The sequence below is a fragment of the Aggregatilinea sp. genome (assembly GCF_036822615.1).
In the GTDB taxonomy this organism is placed as follows: Bacteria; Chloroflexota; Anaerolineae; order Aggregatilineales; family Aggregatilineaceae; genus Aggregatilinea.
Window position 1 is genome coordinate 67,105 of the sequence record NZ_DAISHJ010000008.1, and the last position, 21,029, is coordinate 88,133.

Annotated in this window: 15 protein-coding genes and 1 riboswitch; of the genes, 13 read left to right on the forward strand and 2 right to left on the reverse strand. The window is 57.9% G+C overall.

Annotated elements, in window-relative coordinates:
• Position 1: 1 nt before the first annotated feature.
• A complete protein-coding gene (locus tag V7116_RS04650; protein WP_324390720.1) occupies positions 2-1,540 on the reverse strand; it encodes a reductive dehalogenase in 1,539 nt (512 codons plus the stop codon).
• A gap of 161 nt (positions 1,541-1,701) precedes the next feature.
• Positions 1,702-1,770, reverse strand: a riboswitch (cobalamin riboswitch).
• A 195-nt stretch (positions 1,771-1,965) separates the two neighbouring features.
• Here V7116_RS04650 and V7116_RS04655 point away from each other — a divergent pair.
• From V7116_RS04655 to V7116_RS04680, 6 genes are all read left to right on the forward strand, one after another.
• Positions 1,966-3,609 carry a histidine kinase gene (locus V7116_RS04655; RefSeq protein WP_324390721.1) on the forward strand — a complete coding sequence of 548 codons (1,644 nt, stop codon included), beginning with the start codon at positions 1,966-1,968 and terminating at the stop codon, positions 3,607-3,609.
• Positions 3,602-4,261 carry a response regulator transcription factor gene (locus tag V7116_RS04660; RefSeq protein WP_324390722.1) on the forward strand — a complete coding sequence of 220 codons (660 nt, stop codon included), beginning with the start codon at positions 3,602-3,604 and terminating at the stop codon, positions 4,259-4,261. The genes V7116_RS04655 and V7116_RS04660 overlap by 8 nt, the downstream gene beginning before the upstream one ends.
• A 316-nt stretch (positions 4,262-4,577) precedes the next feature.
• Positions 4,578-7,208, forward strand: a complete 2,631-nt coding sequence (locus V7116_RS04665; RefSeq protein WP_324390723.1) for a LuxR C-terminal-related transcriptional regulator — start codon at positions 4,578-4,580, stop codon at positions 7,206-7,208.
• Positions 7,209-7,336: 128 nt separating this feature from the next.
• Entirely contained in the window at positions 7,337-8,572 is a 1,236-nt protein-coding gene (locus tag V7116_RS04670; RefSeq protein ID WP_324390724.1) for an alpha/beta hydrolase family protein, read from the forward strand.
• A 21-nt stretch (positions 8,573-8,593) separates the two neighbouring features.
• Positions 8,594-8,824: a hypothetical protein gene (locus V7116_RS04675; RefSeq protein WP_324390725.1), complete on the forward strand. Its 231-nt coding sequence runs from the start codon at positions 8,594-8,596 to the stop codon at positions 8,822-8,824.
• Positions 8,825-8,888: 64 nt separating this feature from the next.
• On the forward strand, positions 8,889-9,647 hold the full coding sequence (locus V7116_RS04680; RefSeq protein ID WP_324390726.1) for a DUF4386 domain-containing protein: 759 nt from the start codon (positions 8,889-8,891) through the stop codon (positions 9,645-9,647).
• Positions 9,648-10,243: 596 nt separating this feature from the next.
• Here V7116_RS04680 and V7116_RS04685 read toward each other — a convergent pair.
• Positions 10,244-11,269: a LacI family DNA-binding transcriptional regulator gene (locus V7116_RS04685; RefSeq protein WP_324390727.1), complete on the reverse strand. Its 1,026-nt coding sequence runs from the start codon at positions 11,267-11,269 to the stop codon at positions 10,244-10,246.
• Positions 11,270-11,562: 293 nt separating this feature from the next.
• Here V7116_RS04685 and V7116_RS04690 point away from each other — a divergent pair, with 293 nt between their 5' ends.
• From V7116_RS04690 to V7116_RS04720, 7 genes are all read left to right on the forward strand, one after another.
• Complete coding sequence (locus V7116_RS04690) at positions 11,563-13,509, forward strand: ABC transporter substrate-binding protein (RefSeq protein WP_324390728.1); 1,947 nt, start codon at positions 11,563-11,565, stop codon at positions 13,507-13,509.
• Between the two features lie 154 nt (positions 13,510-13,663).
• A complete protein-coding gene (locus tag V7116_RS04695) occupies positions 13,664-14,677 on the forward strand; it encodes an ABC transporter permease (protein WP_324390729.1) in 1,014 nt (337 codons plus the stop codon).
• Positions 14,678-14,687: 10 nt separating this feature from the next.
• Positions 14,688-15,545: an ABC transporter permease gene (locus tag V7116_RS04700; protein WP_324390730.1), complete on the forward strand. Its 858-nt coding sequence runs from the start codon at positions 14,688-14,690 to the stop codon at positions 15,543-15,545.
• Positions 15,546-15,549: 4 nt separating this feature from the next.
• Positions 15,550-16,542, forward strand: coding sequence for an ABC transporter ATP-binding protein (locus V7116_RS04705; RefSeq protein ID WP_324390731.1), 993 nt, complete (start codon positions 15,550-15,552; stop codon positions 16,540-16,542).
• Positions 16,539-17,576 (forward strand): ABC transporter ATP-binding protein, encoded by a 1,038-nt coding sequence (locus V7116_RS04710; protein ID WP_324390732.1) that lies wholly within the window; start codon positions 16,539-16,541, stop codon positions 17,574-17,576. The genes V7116_RS04705 and V7116_RS04710 overlap by 4 nt, the downstream gene beginning before the upstream one ends.
• 114 nt (positions 17,577-17,690) lie before the next feature.
• On the forward strand, positions 17,691-19,181 hold the full coding sequence (gene arfA / locus V7116_RS04715; protein WP_324390733.1) for an arabinosylfuranosidase ArfA: 1,491 nt from the start codon (positions 17,691-17,693) through the stop codon (positions 19,179-19,181).
• Positions 19,182-19,550: 369 nt separating this feature from the next.
• The gene (locus V7116_RS04720; protein WP_349258430.1) at positions 19,551-21,023 is read left to right on the forward strand and encodes an alpha-N-arabinofuranosidase; all 1,473 of its coding nucleotides are present in this window, start codon (positions 19,551-19,553) and stop codon (positions 21,021-21,023) included.
• Positions 21,024-21,029 lie beyond the last annotated feature (6 nt).

Here is a 21,029-nt window from a genome sequence, read left to right on the forward strand (position 1 = left end):
TTTAGCCTCTTTCGTGCGGATTGTTAATGTCGATATTCAGGTAGCGGCTGGAATGCAGCCAGCTCGGTTCCTCGCGGAAGCTGGCGAAGGTGCCATCCGGCTGGCGGCGATAGTCGATCGCCTCCGGGTAATCGAAGAAGGTCTTCTGCATGAACAGCAGGCTGCTGCTAACCAGCCCGGTGGGGTCGCGGGGTTCAACCGTGCGCGCGAGATCGTGCAGCCAGTTGTCCTTGCGGCTGAAGGGGCAGGTCGCCACACATAGGCGGCAGCCCATCGGGCCAAGCGACTCGCGCCAGAAGTTGTAGCACGCGCCGTTGTTGATGTACCAGTGCTCGTAGCCGCGCAGCACCATGCCGTCGTAATCATCCGCCATGGAGATCGCGCCGGACGGGCAGGATTCTGCGCAGAGCTTGCACTTCTTGCAGAATTCTTCCACGCCGAAGTGAATAGGCCGGTCGATCGCCATCGGCAGGTTGGTGGTCACGATCGCCATACGGCAGTTGCCGCCCAGTTCCGGCGTGATGCAGTACCCGGTGCGGCCCACTTCGCCCAGGCCCGCTTCGATCGCGTGCGGGGGTACGAGCAGGTCATAGTTGGCGAAGGGCGAGTGCGTCCGCGCCGGATAGCCCAGGTACTTGAGGCAGTTTTCGAGGCGCAGCGCCGCCGTCGAGGAACGGTCATAGCCTTCGTAGCTGGTCGAGCCTTGCGGGCTGGACATGACCGTGTCCCATTCCATCGGCACGCCCACCACGATCGCGTATTCCCAGTGCGCGGGCATCTCCGAAAAATCGTAATCTTCGGGGCAACCGCGCCACCCTTCCGTATAGATCCAGTCGGGATTGGTCTTGGTAATGGCGACCAGCGTTGCGCCGTAGCGGTGCGCGATCTCTTTGATGAACTCGGCGGCCAGCTCCGGCGATTTGAACGGCACGGAATCGCCGATCATGTCGCTGGCTTCCGGCTCGGCCTTATAGACGCCCGGCTTCTGGAAGTCCGAAATTTCGGGCGGCGCGGCGGGTTTGGGCAGGAAGACGCGGTGCGTCTCGAACCCGGCGGAATAGGCTTCGGCCAGCAGGTAGTAGTTACCGTACTTCTGCCGGTCTTCCATGTTCGTGGGGATGGTCTGGCTGACCGTCTTATAGTCCCACGCCACGCGCTCTGGGAACTCTTCGTAAAAATCGACCAGCTTTTGCGGCAGTTCCAGCTCGCCCACGGGATCGTCCGGCGTCCAGTCGGGATGCGCGTCGTACGCGGCCTGGAAGGTCGCAATACGCCCGAACACGTAGTCCGTGGTCAGGCTGGGGCGGCGTACTTCGCTTACCGCCGCATGGGCCGGGCCATCGAACTCGAACGGCGCACGATCGAAGAATTGAGTAGCGGGGTTGAACGACTCCCAGCCGGTGTACGACTCGGAGCTTGACCCCGCATTAACACCCGCCGCAACCAGGCCGCCAGCTTGCGCGGCGACGCCTGCAAGCCCGGCAACTTTCAAAAAGCTGCGGCGAGAAAGGCCAAAAGATGTTTTTTGTTCTGCACTCATCAATTATGCCTCCGCGCAAAAACGAATTGATCTCATCAACAAAGATGAGGCCTTGCCCTGTTTGATGTTTCGTCGTGCCGGGGGCCGCCGGGTACAAAAAAAGCGCGCCGGTCACTGTATCGTGACGGCGCGCTTTAACGCGAGCGCAAACCTTAAAGATAGGGTTCCTGGCTTCCCAAACAATATTGGGTTTCAGTTGCGCGACAGCGCCGGATTTACACCGGCTTCCCCCATAAAGTTGATAGGGCCATTATAGGAACTCCGACTCATGGCGGCATTGGCCCAAAGTTCAATCTTGTATTGGACTAAAGTCCAATCCCTAATTCCGCCAACTGTGGATAATCACTGGTTAGAAACATCTGCCCTATAAGGGCTATAATCCCGCTCTTATCGAACGTCAATAGATTAAATTACAGCCATAAGCCATGACATCCCTGCACAAATCCAACCGCATTTTCACCGAACCGCTCATCAAGCGCCTGTCCGTCCAGTTCCTGATTCTGGGCATTCTTCCCATCGTGGTGCTGACGATTCTCCCGACGGTCTACCTGCTGACGCATGGCATCGCACCGCTCAGCGAAACGCTCCTGGTGATGGGGCTGGCCCAGGGACTCGTGTTCCTGCTGGTCGTGTTCACCGGCGCGCTGATTACGTTTCAGCGGCTCGCCATTCCCGTTCAGGAACTGATCAAGGGCGCTGAGGCTATCGCCGGGGGCAACCTGAGCTACCGCGTCCCCATGCGCCGGACCGACCGCGAGATGATCCGGCTCATGGAGCGGTTCAACGCGATGGCGGACGCGGTCGAAACCATGCGGAACGACATCGAACAGCAGCGGCAGGCGCTTCAGTCCGCGCTGACCGAACGCGAGCGCGAGTTCGAGGTCATCCTGAACGTTGCCCACCAGATCAACCGCCAATCGAACGTCACCCATTCGACCCAGCGCGCGCTGGCTATCGCGCAGGCGAACCTGGGGACCGATTTTATTTCCCTGCTGCTGCTCGATGACCAGAAGCAGATCTCATCGGTGGTATCCACCTGCATCGACTGCGAATCGCTCACCACGTGCCAGGAGCACTGCGAGGTGCGCAAACTGCTTCACCGGGCCTTACACCGGATGCAGCCCACGTTGCTCCGCCAGGTGACCGAAACGCAGAACTGCGTCCGCGTCTGGGATACGCATACCCTCGAACCGGGAATGGACGCTTCCGTGATCGAAGCGCTGGACGATCTCAACGTCCACAAGATGCACATCCGGCCCCTGATCGCCCAGGACCGTGTGCTCGGCATCCTGGTCATGATGCGGCACATGGTGCAGCAGATTCCAACGCGCAACTCGACGCTGATGGAAACGCTGGCCGAGATCGTCACGATCATCCTCGAAAACCGCCAGCTTCAGAACAAAGCGCGCAAGCTGACGATTATGGAAGAGCGTCACCGGCTGGCGAGTGAGCTTCACGATTCCGTGACGCAGTCGCTGTTCACGCTGAGCCTGACGGCGCGCGGGCTGAAATCGGCATTGGGTACGGCGGGCGCGCTGTCTACAGAGAACCAGCAGGCGCTGGACGTCCTGGTCGAGCAGACCAAGATCGTGCAGGCGGAGATGCGCACGCTGATCAACGAGCTGCGCCCCATCGACCTGGAAGCGGGCAGCTTCGAGGACGCGCTGCGCCAGCACATCCAAAGCCTGCGCTGCTCGACCAACACCGAAGTTCAATTCACGACACACGGCAGCCTCGATACGCTGCCCAAGCCCATTCAGCGCAACCTCAACCGCATCGTGCAGGAAGCGCTCAGCAACATCGCGCGCCACGCCAACGCAAAACATGCCGCCCTCGATCTGGTGATCAGCGACGATCTGGTGACGCTCACCATCCGAGACGATGGCAGCGGCTTCGATCCACGCGCTACCTCGCTTCAGCAGTCCACCTCGCTGGGCCTGATCAGCATGCGCGAGCGGGCCGAACTGCTCGGCGGCACGCTGCTGGTGCGTTCGCAGCCCGGCATCGAGACCCTCATCACCGCGCGCATCCCGATCTGTCAGCATGTGGAGGAAAACGTCAGTGCTTGAGTCGCGCGTTCGTGTCGTTCTGGTCGATGATCACCAGATGGTTCGCCAGGGGCTGATCTTTTTCCTCTCCACGCAGCCCGGAATCGAAGTAGCCGGGCAGGCTGCGTCGGGGGAAGAAGCGCTGGCGCTCGTTGAGGAACTGCGCCCCGATGTCGTGCTGATGGACATCGTGCTGCCGGGGCTTGGCGGCATTGAGGCGCTGCGCCAGATCACCGAAACGTACCCCGGCATCAACGTGATCGTCTTGAGCAGTTTCATCGATGACACGAAGCTCAAGCAGGCGATTCAGGCGGGCGCAGCAGGCTACTTGATGAAGGATGTCGATCCCGAAGAGCTTGCGGAAGCGATCCACGCGACCCAGCGCGGCGAGATGTACCTGCACCCGAAAGCGGCGCGGCGGCTGGCCGAGATGATGCGTCCCGGTCCGGACGAACAACAAGAGCCGTCCCCGGAAGTGCTCACCGAGCGCGAGCTTCAGGTGTTGGAGCTGGTCACGCGCGGCCTCAGCAACCAGGAAATCGCGACGGAGTTAAACATCACGCTCAAAACGGTGAAGGCGCACGTCAGCAGCATCCTGCAAAAGTTGGGGCTGGAAAACCGCGTCCAGGCGACGCTCTATGCGCTCCGGCACCAAATCGTCGAGCTTGACTGAGTGGTACGGCTGCGTGTTTTGGGTCGGGCAGTCGGCGTAGCGGTGCGCGATGAAAGTCATCGTGAAGCCTAAGAAAACCACCTGATTTTCCTCGATGATGCATCATGCTCGACGTGAACTAAGCAAACCCTGGCTTCGTGATAGTATGCTGCCTTGGGGCGTATCATGCGCGGATGAGCGACAACTCAATCGGTCGATGCTGCTGCTATTCCTCCTTTAACTGGCAGTGAAGAATTATGGTTCCTATAATTGGGCTATGTCTGTACCAATTCTGGGCACCAAATTATACGTTCCTCCGCCTCGTGCTGACGCCGTTTTGCGCGCGCATCTCATCGAACGGCTGAACGAGAACCTGTGCCACGGCCCTGGTTTTGAGCACAAACTGACGCTTGTTTCCGCGCCGACCGGCTTTGGCAAAACGACTCTGGTCAGTGAATGGATTGCCGGATGCGAGCGGCCTGCCGCCTGGCTGTCGTTGGATAAAGAGGACAGCGATCCCACACGTTTTCTGACGTACCTGATCGCAGCCCTACAGACAAGGGCGCCACAAGTCGGTGAGGCAGTATTGGGCGCGCTTCAATCCCCCCAGCCGCCGCCGCCCGACGTGATTCTGACACCCCTGCTCAACGATATGGCTACCGTGCCAGATAGTCTCGTGCTGGTTCTGGATGACTATCACGTCATTGATTCTCGACAGGTGGACGACGCGCTCGCGTTTCTCGTCGATCATCTTCCGCCCCAGACGCATCTGGTCATCATCACCCGCGAGGATCCGCCGCTCCCCCTCGCTCGAATGCGTGCGCGTGGTCACTTGATCGAGATTCGTGCCGATGATTTGCGTTTCACACCGGATGAAACGGTGGAATTCCTCAACCGCGTGATGGGCCTGACGCTTTCACCGGCGGACGTGGCGGCCCTGGAGGCCCGCACCGAAGGCTGGATCGCCGGGCTGCAGTTGGCTGCGCTGGCCCTGCAAGGGACACTTTCGATGCAGGGACGTGAGGATACCGCCGCCTTCATTCAATCGTTCACCGGCAGCCATCGTTACGTGATGGACTATCTGGTTGAGGAAGTGCTGCGCAAACAGCCCGACCATGTGCAGATGTTTTTGCTGCGCACCTCGATTCTCGACCGTCTGTGCGGCCCTTTGTGTGATGCGGTGCTGCTCGATGAGCCTGATGCGGGCCAGACTACCCTGGAATATCTTGAACGAGCGAACCTGTTCCTGGTTCCGTTGGATAACGAACGGCGCTGGTATCGCTATCACCACCTCTTCGCGGAGCTGCTGCGGCAGCAGTGGCGTCAGAATGCCGATTCACCGTCGGGGAGTGCGGCGATCGACGCTGCTGAATATCACATCCGCGCGAGTGCGTGGTACGAGGAAAACGGGTTTGAGCTTGACGCGTTTCACCATGCAGCGGCGGCGCATGATACCGGACGTGCCCGCCGGTTGATCGAAGACAGCGGCGTCCCGCTGTACTTTCGCGGCGCAGCCCGCCCGATCCGCGACTGGTTAGCCGCGCTGCCGACCGAGGTGCTGGATGCCAACCCCTCGCTGTGGGTGATGTACGGCTGGGTATCGATGGCAACCTTCGAGAACGCACAGGCCGAACCCAAACTCCAGGCGGCTGAAGCTGCGATGCAGCAGCTTGAAGCGGATGGGAGCGGAGCGGATCGCGCGCGCGATCTGGCAGGACGTATCGCCGCGCTTCGCGCCATGCTGGCCGCGAATCAGTACCAGACCGATACGATCATCGCGCAGTCGCAGCGCGCGCTCGATCTGCTGGACCCGGACAACCTGTATATGCGCACGGTCGTGACGCGATCACTGGCGATCGCGTACCAGTTCCGGGGCGAGCGCGCCGCCGCCAGGAAGGCGTACGTAGAAGCCATCGCTATGAGCGAGGCGTCAGGCAATCTCTTCGTCAACATTCTGTCAACGGCGGGATTGGCCATTGTGCAGTCGTCGGACCTTGAGCTTTACGAGGCCGTGGAAACCTACCAACGTGCGCTTGACCTGATCGGTGATCCGAACCAGCCGACGGCCTGCTCGCCGTATTTGGGATTGGCACACATCAGCTACGAATGGAACGATCTGGATCGCGCATGGCAGTATGGGGAGCAAGGCGTGCGGCTGGCACGGCAGATTGATGTTATCGACGTTTCGGCGTCGGGCGAGCTGTTTCTGGCTCAGCTAACGCTGGCCCAGGGCGACGTGGAACAGGCAGCCGCCATGCTGTCGGCGCTTGAACGCGTCGTGCACCAACGCCGTTTTGTCCGGCAGATCCCGGCAGTTGCTGCGGCGCAGGTGAGGGTCATGCTGTGCCAGGGCGATGTAAGCGGCGCGGCGGTGCTGGCGCAGGCGCACGATTTACCGCTCAGTCAGGCGCGGGTGCATCTGGCGGAAGGAACACCGGATCGGGCTTTGCGCGTGCTCGACCCCTACCGGCAGCAGATGGAAACACGGCAGTGGCCCAACGAAGTGCTCAATGCGCTGATGCTGCAGGCCCTGGCTTACCGCGCGCTTGGCGAATCCGACCGGGCGCTGCGCGATCTGAGCGACGCGCTGGCGTTGGCCGCGCCGGGTGGCTTGATTCGCACGTTCGTCGATGAAGGGTCGCAGATGGCGCTGCTGCTGTCCGAAGCCGCGCGGCAGGGCATTATGCCGGGATATATCGGGCAACTGCTGGCCGCGTTTGAGGACGAGGCGCAGCAACGCAGCAGCGCTTTGCCGCTCGCGGATCAGTCCCTGGTTGACTCCTTGAGCCAGCGCGAGTTAGAAGTCCTCCAGCTTATTGCGGATGGCCTCTCGAATCAGGAGATTGCCAACCGGCTGTTCCTCGCCCTGGACACGGTCAAAGGGCATAACCGCCGCATCTTTGGCAAGCTGCACGTTCAGCGGCGTACCGAAGCGGTGGCCCGCGCGCACGAACTGGGGCTGCTGTAGGCTCTCGTTTTTAACTTTTCTCCCTCAAGTTTCCAAAACAACACCCCCAACAACACCAAAGTGTCTATACGATAACACCGTTGGAACGGTAGGCTGATCCCATCGCATTCGAACGAAGGGATAAGCACATGTCACGCAGCCACAAAACACTGTATGCATCGATTCTCGTTGTCTTACTGCTGTTATTTGCAGCGGCGCAGGATAGGGCGGATGGGCAGGCTACCATGCAAACGGACACACCCACCTATGGCGTGCGCGGCGAAGCTCCGGTCGGCACCCGCGAATTTGTGATCGAGGGTGACGCGCCTCTGGATGTCACCGTCTGGTATCCGGCGCTGAACGCGGACGGCACCGAAGAATCCAACGCCTACCCGTACCTGACGAATCCGGACACGTCGATGGGGATGGAGCCGACCGTCACCGGACGCGCTATCAGCGACGCGCCATACGATCTCGACGCCGGTCCCTATCCGCTGGTCGTCCTGTCGCATGGTTTCTCACTGGGGCGCACCGGCTATGCGTGGTTGGCAGAGCACCTCGCCTCCTATGGTTTTGTGGTGGTCGCGCCGCAGCACTATGAACTGGTCGATGAGACCGGGAGCACCTTCTGGCGCGGTTCAATCACCCGCCCGCAGGAGATCGGCGTCGTGCTGGATTACGTCGAGGACCAATCGTCGCCGGATGGCGTTTTCGCCAGCCTCATTGATACCCACCGGATCGCCGTGATCGGCCATTCCTACGGCGGGTATACCGCCCTGGCTATGGCTGGCGCGCGCATCGACATCGACGGCATGGAAGCGCTGTGTACGGCAGCGGCAGAGTCGGACGATCCGAATGTGTGGCTGTGCGGCATGGTGACGCCTTACGTGGCCGATATGGCCGAGCTGGCGGGCTTCGATGCAATGCCGGAAGGCCTGTGGCCGTCGTGGGGTGACGATCGGGTGAAGGCCGTCGTGTCGATGGCGGGCGACGCCTACTTCTTCAACCAGCCCGGCCTGTCGGAAATCACGATCCCCGTCATGGCGCTGGGCGGCACCGCCGATACGGGCACGCCGTTTGAGTGGGGCGCACAGCCGACCTACGAATACGTTTCCAGTTCCACGAAAGCCCGGGTGGCCTTCGAAGACGCGGAACACATGATCTTCGGCGCGACGTGCGAAGCGCTGCCGTTTTTCACCGAAATCGGCTTCGAGGACTACTGCTCCGATCCCGTTTGGGATGTCAACCGCGCGCACGATCTGGCTAATCACTTCGTCACGGCCTTTCTGCTGGCAGAACTGACTCAGGATAGCGCTGCCGCTGCCGCCCTTGCGCCGGATTCCGTCGACTTCCCCGGCGTGACATACGACGCACAGGGGTTTTAGGGCACGTTCGGAACCCGAAGCATGTTGTACGAAATCAGGATCAAGGGACATCTAAATCCAGAATGGGCGGACTGGTTTGGAGACGCAACCGTCAGCCTGGAAGCCAACGGTGAGACGCTCTTGACCTGCACGCTGGTTGATCAAGCCTCATTGTATGGACTGCTGCACAAAGTGCGCGACCTGGGCATCCCGTTGATTTCGGTCCTGCGTATCGATCAGGACCAGGAGGATGTACCGGATGACAGGCAGTAAATCAACATTCGAGGCGGTACACGTTGCCAATCGAGCGTACTCACGCTCAAACAAGGAGACTACCATGAACATTGACACCAACGCTTCTCCGCGCAAGATCGCCCGCATTGCCGGCATGCTGTATCTGGTGATCATCATAACGGGGCTGTTCGCCGAAATGGTCGTGCGCTCCAACCTGATCGTTGCCGGAGACGCCGCCGCTACTGCCAAAAACATCGTGGACTCGGAGAGTCTGTTCCGCCTGGGCTTTGTCAGTGACCTCGCCATGATCATGGCGGACGTGGCGATTGCACTGCTGTTTTACATGCTGCTGAAGCCGGTCAGCAACGTGTTGGCGCTGATGGCCGCGTTCTTCCGGCTGGCGCAGGCCGCCGCGCTGGGAATCAACCTGCTGAACATGTTCTTTGCGCTGCAACTACTGGGTGGCGCGGGCTACCTCGGTGTGCTGAACGCGGACCAATCGAACGCCCTGGCGCTGATGTTCCTGGAGGGGCACGCTGCGGGCTACCGCCTGGGGTTGGTGTTCTTCGGCTTCAGCATCCTCATCCTCGGCGTTTTACTGGTCAAGTCGGATCGTTTTCCCCGGCTGTTGGGCTATGGGATGTTCGTGGCGTCGTTCATCTATATCGCAGACAGCGCAGCGTATTTCATGCTGACCGATTACGCCGCCGTTGAAGGCCTGTTCGACGTGCTGCTCTCCGGCCCGGTCGTTCTTGCGGAGCTGTCGCTCTGCATGTGGCTGCTGTGGAAGGGCGTCAGGGTTCCGTCGCAAGATACCCGCACGCTGGCTTCTGCTCCACAGATCGAGCACATCGGGGCGTAGGCGGAATTCGAGGGCAAAAACGGAAAAAGCGGTAAATGAGGAGAAAATCTCGCGGCGCGAACAGTCTATGTTCGCGCCGCTGAGTTCGCGCTATTCGTTGGTCCGCAGCAGCTTTGCCCCGGCCCAGATCAACCCGAGCGCCGCGGCAATTTGCGACACGCCAGACACGACCGTCTTGAGCCGTTCGTGCAGCGGTCTTTTAAGCTGAAGTTGGTTACATCGAACATGCAAATCTCAGTACAGCGGACTGTCTCACCAGCAGACCACATCGTAGTCACTCAGGGCCAGCCGGGGAAACTGTTTTTGCGCCAACCCTTACGCCGCCGGGTATAAGGGTGGTTGGGGGATTCACGGCCTGCTTCCATCTGAAGGCAGTGGGGTGGTTTACCGGCGGGCTACTTTCAGAAGGCTTGAACTTTGGCGCGAGGAAGGTTAATCCTCTCCTGAAACAACGCTTATTTCCCCTCAAATTGATGAAAAAGGACAGTTCCCATGATCTGGCGTCAATTTTGGAACGCAGACAGGCAACCGGTCACATGTGGTCTTCGGTAGGTCGATACTATCATCCTATATCATCATTTGTGCGTCTCAGGGTTTTAGCGACTTCGTTCTGTCGCTCCGCACGAATTGCGCACAATGAGTTCGCTGTAGACCACACTCTTGAACGAGATTGTGTTCTCGCCCACGATGATGCGATTGAGTTTCTGCATAGCCAGCATGCCAATTTCGTATTTTGGAATATGAACAGTTGTGAGTGGGGGGCGCGTAAACTGGCTTTCCCCTGTGTTGTCAATGCTCCCAATCGCAATGTCACCCGGGATATGCAAACCCGCTTCTCGAATTGCCTCCATTGCGCCGATAGCGGTTTTATCGCTTATAGCAATAACTGCTGTTGGGCGGTGGTCCGACGCCAGAATCTCCCGCATCTGAACATATCCCTTGACCGGATGGCCGGACAACGGTTCTGGCATCCACTCCGGAGGGAAAAGCAAGTGTTCTTCGGCCATCGCAGCCATACACCCGCGCAGGCGATCCACCAGACTGCTGTATTTGGACGGACCCTTCAGAATCGCGATATCGCGGTGCCCCAGCTTCAGGATATGCCGCGTGATCTGGTAACCTGCCATGAAGTTATCGCCAAGCACACACGGAAGGTTTCGGTCAGCGATATAACTCTCTACCAATACGACCGGCATATCCAGTGCTTCTAGTTGTAGCACGGCCTGGGCGGGCAGGTCGCCATCATTGGCCACGACCACTCCACTGACGTCATGGATCAATCCGTTGAAATCAAAGCCCCGCTTGTTCCGATCAAAAACCGAGAGGACCACGCGCATATTCAAGTTTTCGGCTTCCGATTGGACCCCTCGAATGACATCGCCATAAAACACATCGCTGATTGCCGGAATTGATGACTGTTCGATCAACAGTCCCACCGTTTCCAGCTTTGCGCTGCCGTTAGACTTGCGAGGTTTGTAGTTCAGTTCGTTGATGGCTGACCAGACTTTTTCTGCGGTCTGGGGTGAGATCCCCGGTCTGTTATGAATGACCATCCATACGGCGGTTACCGACACATCGGCTGCCGAGGCGATATCACGCATGGTTGCTTTAGATTTGCTCATTAGTTGTTCCAGTTGTTGTGCTTTTGTTTATTAAACAAGATTGAATTTCATCTTACAATAGATTGACGAATATGACCAGAGGGATGCTGTAAAACCCTTTGACAAGCCCTTTAGATCACCTTACAATGGAGTATGAAGTGTTGTTTATAGACATATACTTTCAAAACAAGTGTTACGGACCGGGTATTTGCTAAACAATGTTTGCATTTGTTTAGTGAATATTTGTGTGGAGCATTGCCGATCACCTCTCCATTAACCCCTTATTGCCCTAATTTTAGATTTGGAGGAAAAGGATGAACAAGTATACGTTATCGAGACGGCAGTTTCTAAAGCAGGCTGCCGCCGTCACCGCAGCAACTGCCCTTCCCGCCCAAGTGCTGGGGGCTCCCGCAACCGTTCTGGCCGCTCCCCGCAGACAGGAAGTTGCGCCCGGCGTGCCCAGGGAGGAGTGCCTGATTCTGGAGAACCCATCAGGGACCGTGCTTCCCGCCGATGACTTCAATCGCTGGCGGAGCGGCTACAGCGCCGTTTGGGTAAGCGGTCTCCAGCAATTGGCCCTGGATGCGCTGTGGTACATCGACCCGGATGCGGGCGTCGATGGCGTATGGGACAATGCCCTGGCAGCCGAGAAGCCGATCTACAATGAAGACTTCACCCAGATGACTGTCAAGCTGCGTGAGGGCATCTATTGGAGCGACGGCGTTGAGTTTACAGCGGACGACCTGTACTTTACCGTCGATCTCCTGAAGAACACGCCCGGAATGCAGAATCAGGGCCTGTTCGAGAGCAGCATCGACCACATGGAGCAGCCCGACAGAAATACTGTTATCTTCTATCTGACTGCCCCCAACTCTCGTTTCCACTCGGCCTTCACGGTGCGTTGGGGTGCCTTGTACATGCTGCCCAAGCACATCTGGGAATCGGTCGAGGACCCGGTGGCATTTACGTTCAATCCTCCGATCAGCCTGGGGGCCTACGTGCTCAAGGACTTCGATCCGAACGGCAAGTGGTTCCTGTGGGAGCGCCGTGAAGACTGGCAGCGGACCTCGCTCGCTCGCCTGGGCGACGTGTCCGTGAAGTACGCCATGTATATCGATCCGGGTCCAAGCGACAAGCGCGTGATTGCGCAGATGTCGCAGGAACTGGACGTGATCCACGACATCACGCCCGAAGGCCGTATTACCCTTGCCAAGGAAAATCCAACCTCGGTTGGCTGGTTCCCGTCGTTCCCCTGGGCGCACCCAGATCCCACGCTGCCGGCTGTCATCTACAACAACGAAAAACCCGGCCTGGATAAGAAGGAAGTCCGCTGGGCGTTGACTCTGGCGATTGATATCGTCCAGGTTGCTCTGGCTTCCTACCGGGGCGCGGCAACCATCTCGGCCATTCACGTCCCACCGACGGGGATGTATCCAGAGTATTATCATGCGCCGCTCGAACCCTGGTTGAACGACTTTACCATCAAGGTGGGCGGAGAGGACTACAAGCCTTACGATCCGACCATCGCTCAACAAATCGCCGATGTGGCTCGCGAGAGCCTGGGCGACCTCGTGCCGACCGATCCCGAGATCATCAAGCAGTACATTGGGGCCGGTTGGTGGAAACACGATCTCGATGCTGCCGAACAGCTCATGCTGGATGCCGGTATGCAGAAGAAAGACGGCAAGTGGGCCTTGCCCGATGGCTCGGAGTTCAAAGTGCCGCTGATGAGCATGAATGAAACTAATCCGACCATGAACCGGGCGGCGGCGATGGTTGCCGAGAACTGGGCTGCATTCGGCATCGATACCACCCTCGACGCGCAGGCGAACCCCTGGCCGATCATGACCGCGGGCGAGTACAGCGCCAATCTTGCCTGGACGATCGAGACCTGGGGTGGTCATCCCGACCTGTTCTTCTTCCTCCAGTACTGGCACTCAAGACTGTACGTCCCAAGCGGGCAGGATGCCGCCGGCAGTAACAGCATGCGCTGGAAGAACCCCGAACTCGACCGGATCATTGAAGAAATTGAGACGATTTCTTTCGACGACCCGAAGGGTATCGAGCTGGGGCAGGAGTTCTGCAAGCTCGCCGTCCAGGAGATGCCGATCACTCCGCTCATGGCGTACAACGTCTTCACGACCATGGACACCACGTACTTCACCGGATATCCCTCTATCGATGATCCCTATACGGATCCGGTGCCGAACTGGGGCAATACCAAGTACATGTTCGTCAAGATCAAGCCCAAGGCGATGTAAGCTCGGCGGAGAAGAATGCGCTGAGCATTGAGTTGGTGCCAAGGAATACGAGGCGATAATCAAGGCAGCCTGCAGTACCAACGTATTACTCCTCCACTGCGGTTGGCTTCACTGGCGGTCGCGGTGGAGGTTTTTTCTTAAAGGAAATAGTTCAATGCGCAAATTTGTCCTTCGGTATTTGATTCCACGAATTATTCAGTACCTAACCATCATTTTTGTCGGGATCACGGTGACTTTCATCATTCCCAGACTCGCTCCTACCGACCCGGTACAAGCGCAGGTCTCCATGATGATAGCGAGAGGAAGCGCCCTCGACCCGGCATCTATCGAATCGATGCGCTCGGCTCTGACGGATCTTTACGGGCTGTCGGGCAGTCCGATCGAGCAGTACTTCACGTTTTGGGGTCGCCTGTTCCGAGGCGATCTCGGCCCTTCGCTCGGTAACTTCCCGACCCCGGTCTCCAAGATGATCGGTCAGGCTTTACCGTACACGCTCAGGTTGTTGATCCCCGCGGTGATCATTTCGTTCTTGTTTGGAAACTTATTCGGGGCCCTGTCCAGCTACTATCCTCACAATATCGGGTTGAACGTGATCGAAGTGCTGGGCCAGGCGGTCCGATCCATTCCATACTACATCGTGGCTATCGTCCTGCTGGTCGTGTTCGCGTACTTCATCCCGATCTTTCCATTCAGCGGCGCTTACCCGATCGGAACACGCCCCGATTGGTCCTCCCTTGATTTTCTTTGGGCCTACTTTAAGCATGGCGTGCTTCCGGCGGCCACGCTCGTGTTGGTTGGGTTTGGGGGGTGGTTTGTCGGCATGAAATCCCTCACCTCCAACATCATCTCAGAAGACTACGTGGTATATGCCGAAACCGCCGGGCTGAAAAAGAACAAGATCCTCGTCCAATACATCATGCGCACCGCCATGCTGCCGCAGCTCACTGCGCTGGCGATGTCGCTTGGAACGGTTTTCAGTGGCGCTCTCATCATGGAGGTGGTTTTCGGTTACCCCGGAATTGGAAGTCTGGCCATCGTGGCGGTGTACAGGAACGATTATTCCATGATCATGGGCATCACGATCTATTCGATCATTGGGGTTGCGACCGCCGTTTTCATCATGGACTTACTCTACCCACTCTTCGACCCTCGGGTGCGCTACCAATAGGAGACGAACGATGCTTAAAGTGCTGCGAGATCTCCTCAGGTATGATGGCCGCTTCCGTCTTGCTATTATTCTTCTGGGCGCTGTGGTGGGGATGATAGTTCTGTCGTACGACTCTCCTTACGATCCGGGCAAGACCTTTGTCGTGCCGTGGGATCTGCCTCCGTCACGGGATCACATTTTCGGCACGACCTCACGCGGCCAGGACCTGTTCTGGTGGTTGACTTTTGCCATACGCAATTCCCTTTTCGTGGGGGTGGTGACCGCGATTATCTCGCGCGTGATATCCGTCCTGGTCGGTTTGACCGCCGGATACCGGGGTGGGTGGCTCGACAAAGTGCTGATGGCGATCAGCGATACCTTTGTAGTGCTGCCCCTGCTTCCCATCCTGATCTTGCTGAGCTTCTTGCTGCGCGACAGCATGAATCTGCTTACCCTGGCTATTATCCTGGGGCTTTTCGGATGGTCGTTTGACGCTCGCCTGATTCGCTCGCAGGTGCTGAGCTTGAGAGAGCGTTCGTTCACGCGCACCGCCGTTTACTCAGGGACCAGCAGCTTTCGGATCACGATCCACGAACACCTTCCCTTCGTGCTGCCGATCGTGTTTGCCACTACCCTCAACAACATCCTGTGGTCCATTGGCATGGAAGTGACCTTGAGCATTCTTGGGCTTTCAGATTTGACCACGCCGACCCTTGGAACCGCGCTCTACTGGGCCAACCAGCACGGGGCATTGGTGGCGGGACTGTGGTGGTGGATCACCGCACCGGCTATGGCAACGGTTGTCCTCTTTCTCGGTCTGTACCTGCTTTTCACGAGCATCAATGAGTTCATCGATCCGCGGACCCGTCTGCGCTTGATTGGAGGATAACCGCGTGACCTTGTTAAGTGTACAAAACCTCCGTGCCTATTACCGGACCGAGGCTTATGGTATTTCCCGGACTGTGCGGGCCGTCGATGGGGTTTCTTTTGACCTCTTTCCAAATGAGATTTACGGCGTCGCGGGCGAGTCGAGCTGTGGCAAAACCACCCTGATCAAAGTGATCTCAGGGAACATCAAACCCCCGTTAAAGGCCTTTGAGGGGAGCGTGAACTACAACTTCGGTGACTATGAAGTTGATATGTTGAAAATATCGCAGGCGGAACTGCGCGAGAACGTGCGGTGGAAGCAAATTTCGTACGTCATGCAAGGCTCGATGAGCGTCCTCAATCCGGTGCGCAAAGTGATCAAGACTTTTCAGGATATCGTGGATACCCACGAGCCCATCACAGACAAAAATAAATTCCTTGAAGAAACGCGCGCGCACATCAACCAGTTGGGACTGCCGTCCGATGTGCTTAACGCCTATCCGCACCAACTATCCGGTGGCATGCGCCAGCGGGTGGCAATCGCCCTGGCGACCGTGTTCAAACCTGCTCTGATTATCGCGGATGAACCCACTACTGCCCTGGACGTTGTCGTGCAGCGCGGCGTCTTGCAAATGATCAAGGACATTCAGGCCCTGAGTAACAACACGGTTCTCCTGGTAACGCACGATATGGCAGTGCATGCCAACGTGGCTGACCGGGTGATGATCATGTATGCGGGGCGGATTGTCGAAGAAGCGCCAACGGAGAGCATCTTCAATGCGCCGCTCCATCCGTATACCCAGCACCTGACCAGCTCTCTGGCCGTGATCGGCGAAAAATCGACCAGAGCGAGTCTGAAGGGAACACCGCCCAACCTTGCCGATCCCCCAAGCGGCTGCCGGTTTCACCCCCGCTGCCCTTACGTGAAGGATGTGTGCCGGACCGTCGTGCCCGATCTGATCACGATCAAGGATCGGCATCGCGTGGCCTGCCATCTTGTTGAGGCGGAATCGCTATGAGCGCAAACGAAAAACTCCTGGATGTCCAGCACGTGACGGTCGAATTCCACATCGGGGGATTGTTGGGCGGAACCCTTCTCACGGCAGTTAATGACATCTCGTTCTCCCTGGACCGGGATAAGCCGGAAATCTATACCCTCGCCGGTGAAAGCGGGAGCGGCAAAACGACGCTCTCGCGCTTGCTGCTTCGTGACCTTGTACCCACGAGGGGTAAAGTGCTGTTCGAAGGCCGCGACGTGACCACTATCCGCAAACGATCCGAGTTCATTGAGTTCATGAAGAAGGTCCAACCGGTTTTCCAGAACCCGTTCGAGACCTTCAGCCCCTTGCGGCGAGTGGATGCCTATCTGTTCGACACGGTCAAGAACTTTGGGATGGCGTCGAACCGCCACGATGCGGCCCGGGTTGTGGACGAGGCGCTTCACAATGTGGGGTTGTCGCTGGATGAAGTGAAGCAGCGCTATCCACATGAACTTTCCGGTGGGCAGATCCAACGTGTATCGGTGGCGCGGGCGCTGATCTCAAAGCCCCGGCTGATTCTGGCCGACGAACCCGTGTCGATGGTCGATGCATCGCTGCGCATGGAGATCGTGAACCTGTTCCAAAAGCTGCGCGATGAACAACAGGTGAGCGTGATTTACATCACGCACGATCTGGCAACCGCCTACTATATCAGCGACCGGATCGGAATCATGCTGCGCGGATATGTCGTCGAATCGGGGCCGGTTGAAGATGTTCTGGAACGGCCTGCACATCCGTATACGCAACTGCTAAAGGAATCGGTTCCCGAGCCTGCTCCCAATAAACGCGAGTCCTGGGCGAAGCATATTGAGCTTGGGGCGACCGAAGTCAAGGAGTATGGACGAATCGGGTGCAAGTTTGCGGGCCGCTGCCCCAAGGTAATGGATATCTGCCGCGAGGCTGATCCGCCGGACGTGCAGGTAGGACAGCAGACCGTGAAATGCTACCTGTATTCGGAACAAACCGAGAAAACCGGCGCCGGAGCACCCTCTGAAACGCAATCTGGCGGGTGATAAGCAGTACCAGCGACTATCCTGCTCGTTATTCCGTTCCTGCCGCCGCGTCAGGGATCATAGTCGCACACCAATTCTTTGCAGAATATTCTTTTTCTACGAGGTACCTTGACCATGGCACAAGCGACCATATACATCGATACGAACCGAATCGTCAGCGCCATTTCGCCCTTGCTTTTCAGCGGGTTCGCGGAGCATATGGGGCGGTGCATCTATGAGGGCATCTACGATCCGGCTTCACCTCATGCCGACGAACACGGACTGCGGCGGGATGTGCTTGCCGCGCTGCGCGACCTCAATCTGCGCGCTATTCGCTATCCCGGCGGTAATTTCCTCAGTGGATACCGTTGGGAAGACGGTATTGGCCCCAAAGACCAGCGTCCATGCCGTCGTGACCTCGCCTGGCAGTCCATCGAAACCAATCAATTTGGTACGGACGAGTTCATGCATTTTTGCCGTGAACTCAATGCCCAACCGATGTTGAGCGTCAACATGGGCACCGGCTCCATTCAAGATGCGGCCAACCTTGTCGAATACTGTAATGGACCGGCTGGAACGGCCTATGCAGATCTGCGCGCCCGTAACGGGCATGCCGATCCTTATGGTGTGAAATACTGGTGTGTTGGCAACGAGATGGATGGCCCCTGGCAAATAGGACATCTGGAAGCCGAAGAATACGGCAGGAAAGCGCTGGAAGCCGCCAAAATGATGCGCTGGCACGATCCTTCCATCGAGACCGTTTTGTGCGGGTCCTCCAATCCATCGATGCCGACCTACCCGGAATGGGATCGCACGGCGCTAGAGATCGCGTGGGAACACGTTGACTATCACTCGATGCACTACTATGCGGAGAATGAACACAACGACACGGCCAGCTATTTAGCGCTGAGTGCGAACTTTGAGGATTTTGTGGATACGCTGGCGGGCGTTCTACGGTATGTCAAAGCCAAGAAACGCTCGAAGCATGATGTGTATCTGTCGTGGGATGAGTGGAATGTCTGGTACAAGGATCGCAGCGGCCAGGGGAACTGGACTGAAGCGCCACATCTTAGCGAAGAAGTCTATAACCTGGAAGATGCGCTCGTCGTGGCGCAGTGGATGAACGTGTTTCTGCGCAAGTCCGATGTGCTGAAGATTGCGTGTCTCGCGCAAATTGTCAACGTGATTTCGCCCATCACCACGACCCGGGATGGGATCCTCAAACACCCCACCTTTTACCCGATCATGCTTTTCAGCCGGATGGCGTCGGGTAATGCACTGGACGTTGCAGTCAAAGCTCCGCTGTATGCGACGCGCGAGTTCGGTGATATGCCGATCCTGGATGTGGCGTCATCTCATAACGTAGAAACCGGAACCAACGCGGTTTTTATCGTCAACCGGAACCAGAGCGATTACGTGACCGTTGATCTGTGCTGGCAGGCGCTCACGCCGACCCGTGTGACGTCGGCCTACCAGATCGCCGGGACAGATCCCAAGGCCGTTAACAGCTTCGATGATCCCGAAAACGTCGTGGCACACCCGATTAAGGTTCAGAATGTTACCGATGGCTCGGTGACCTTGCAGCTCCCGCCTCTTTCGTTCACGGCGATCGAAGTGGCGTTCTGACGGGCAGCTCGTCGTCGAACATGTAGGCAAGGACCGGTGTTTTAGACTGCGCCAAGATATTTGTTACCCCACCCCTGCGCCCCTTCCATCAGGGAGGGGCGCGGGTCTCTCATCTTCACACATCGCATGCTGCACCGTAGGCGGGGTAATTGTTTCTGCAAGGTAAAAGACGGCTCGCCAGCGGACTGAGTTGACAAACACATGCGGAACCTTAGACTGTGGGCGTTTGTCATGGCCGAACCGCACAATCAGGCTGTGCACCATCTGACATGGCGTGTCACAGTGTCCACCGGCGACCGCTCTGGCATAATGCGGGACTGTCTGACAGTTTCCAACAGGGACCTCAACTTTATAAAAGGGGTTGAAATTATGAACCGACTCACGATTTACGCCGATGGGAATGGCCCGACGATCAATCGTCACATTTATGGACATTTCGCGGAACACCTGGGCCGCTGCTTCTACGATGGCATATGGGTAGGGGAAGGGCCCGCGATTCCGAATACACGCGGCATTCGTGATGATATTGTGGCGGCGCTGCGTCGCTTGAATATCCCCAACTTACGGTGGCCGGGCGGGTGTTTCGCCGATGACTATCATTGGCGCGACGGCATCGGCCCGCGCGCCGGGCGTTCGGGCCGGGTGAACACGCATTGGGGAAATGTAGTCGAGACGAATCACTTTGGCACGCACGAGTTCATGGATTTATGCGACCAACTGGGCTGCGAACCCTACATTTGCGGCAACGTGGGCAGCGGCACCGTGCAAGAAATGCGCGACTGGTTGGAGTATATGACCTTTGCCGGGGACAGCACCCTGGCGAACGAGCGCCGCCAAAACGGGCACGACGATCCCTGGCCGCTGACTTACTGGGGAGTCGGCAACGAGAACTGGGGATGTGGCGGCAACATGCGCGCCGAATTTTACGCGGATGTGTACCGGCGCTATGCGACCTACTGCCGCCACTTCGATGGCGGCACGTTGTACCGGATCGCGGGAGGCTCCTACGGCACCAATTATCATTGGACCGATGTGCTTATGCGAGAAGCGGCGTCTTATATGGAGGGGCTTTCGCTGCATCACTACAGCATCATCGAATGGAGCAACAAGGGATCCGCCACCGATTTTGATGAGTCCGGGTGGTTCACCGTCTTGAAAAAGGCGCTTTGCATGGACACGGTGATTGGCCAGCACAGCGCGATCATGGATCGTTACGATCCTGAGCGGCGCGTGGGCCTGATCGTTGACGAGTGGGGCACCTGGCATGACGCCGAACCCGGCACTGATCCGGCATTTCTGTACCAGCAGAACACGCTGCGCGATGCGCTGGTTGCCGCTTTGACCCTGCACATTTTCCACAATCACTGCGAGCGTGTTCATATGGCAAACATCGCGCAGACGGTGAATGTGCTCCAGGCGATGGTGTTGACCCAAGGCCAGCAGATGATCCTTACGCCGACTTATCACGTCTTTGAGATGTTCAAAGGACATCAGGACGCGACCCGGCTGCCGATTTTGCTGGATACTGCGGATTATGTGGTTGGCGACGCCGCAATTCCGCAGATCAGCGCATCAGCCTCGCGGAATGCCGCAGGTGAGATGCTGGTGACGCTGTGTAACACGAGTCCGAACCGGGCGGCTGAACTGATCTGCAACTTGTACGGAACAGATGCCGTTACTGTCGCCGGACGAGCGCTCACCGCCGAATCGATGAATACCCGCAACACCTTCGAGTCGCCGGAGGCCATCCAACCCAAGCCGTTCGAGCAGTTTTCGATGGGTGATGGCAGGCTGACGATCGAGCTTCCGGCCATGTCGGTGGTCGCTTTGACGTTAACGTGAACGTGC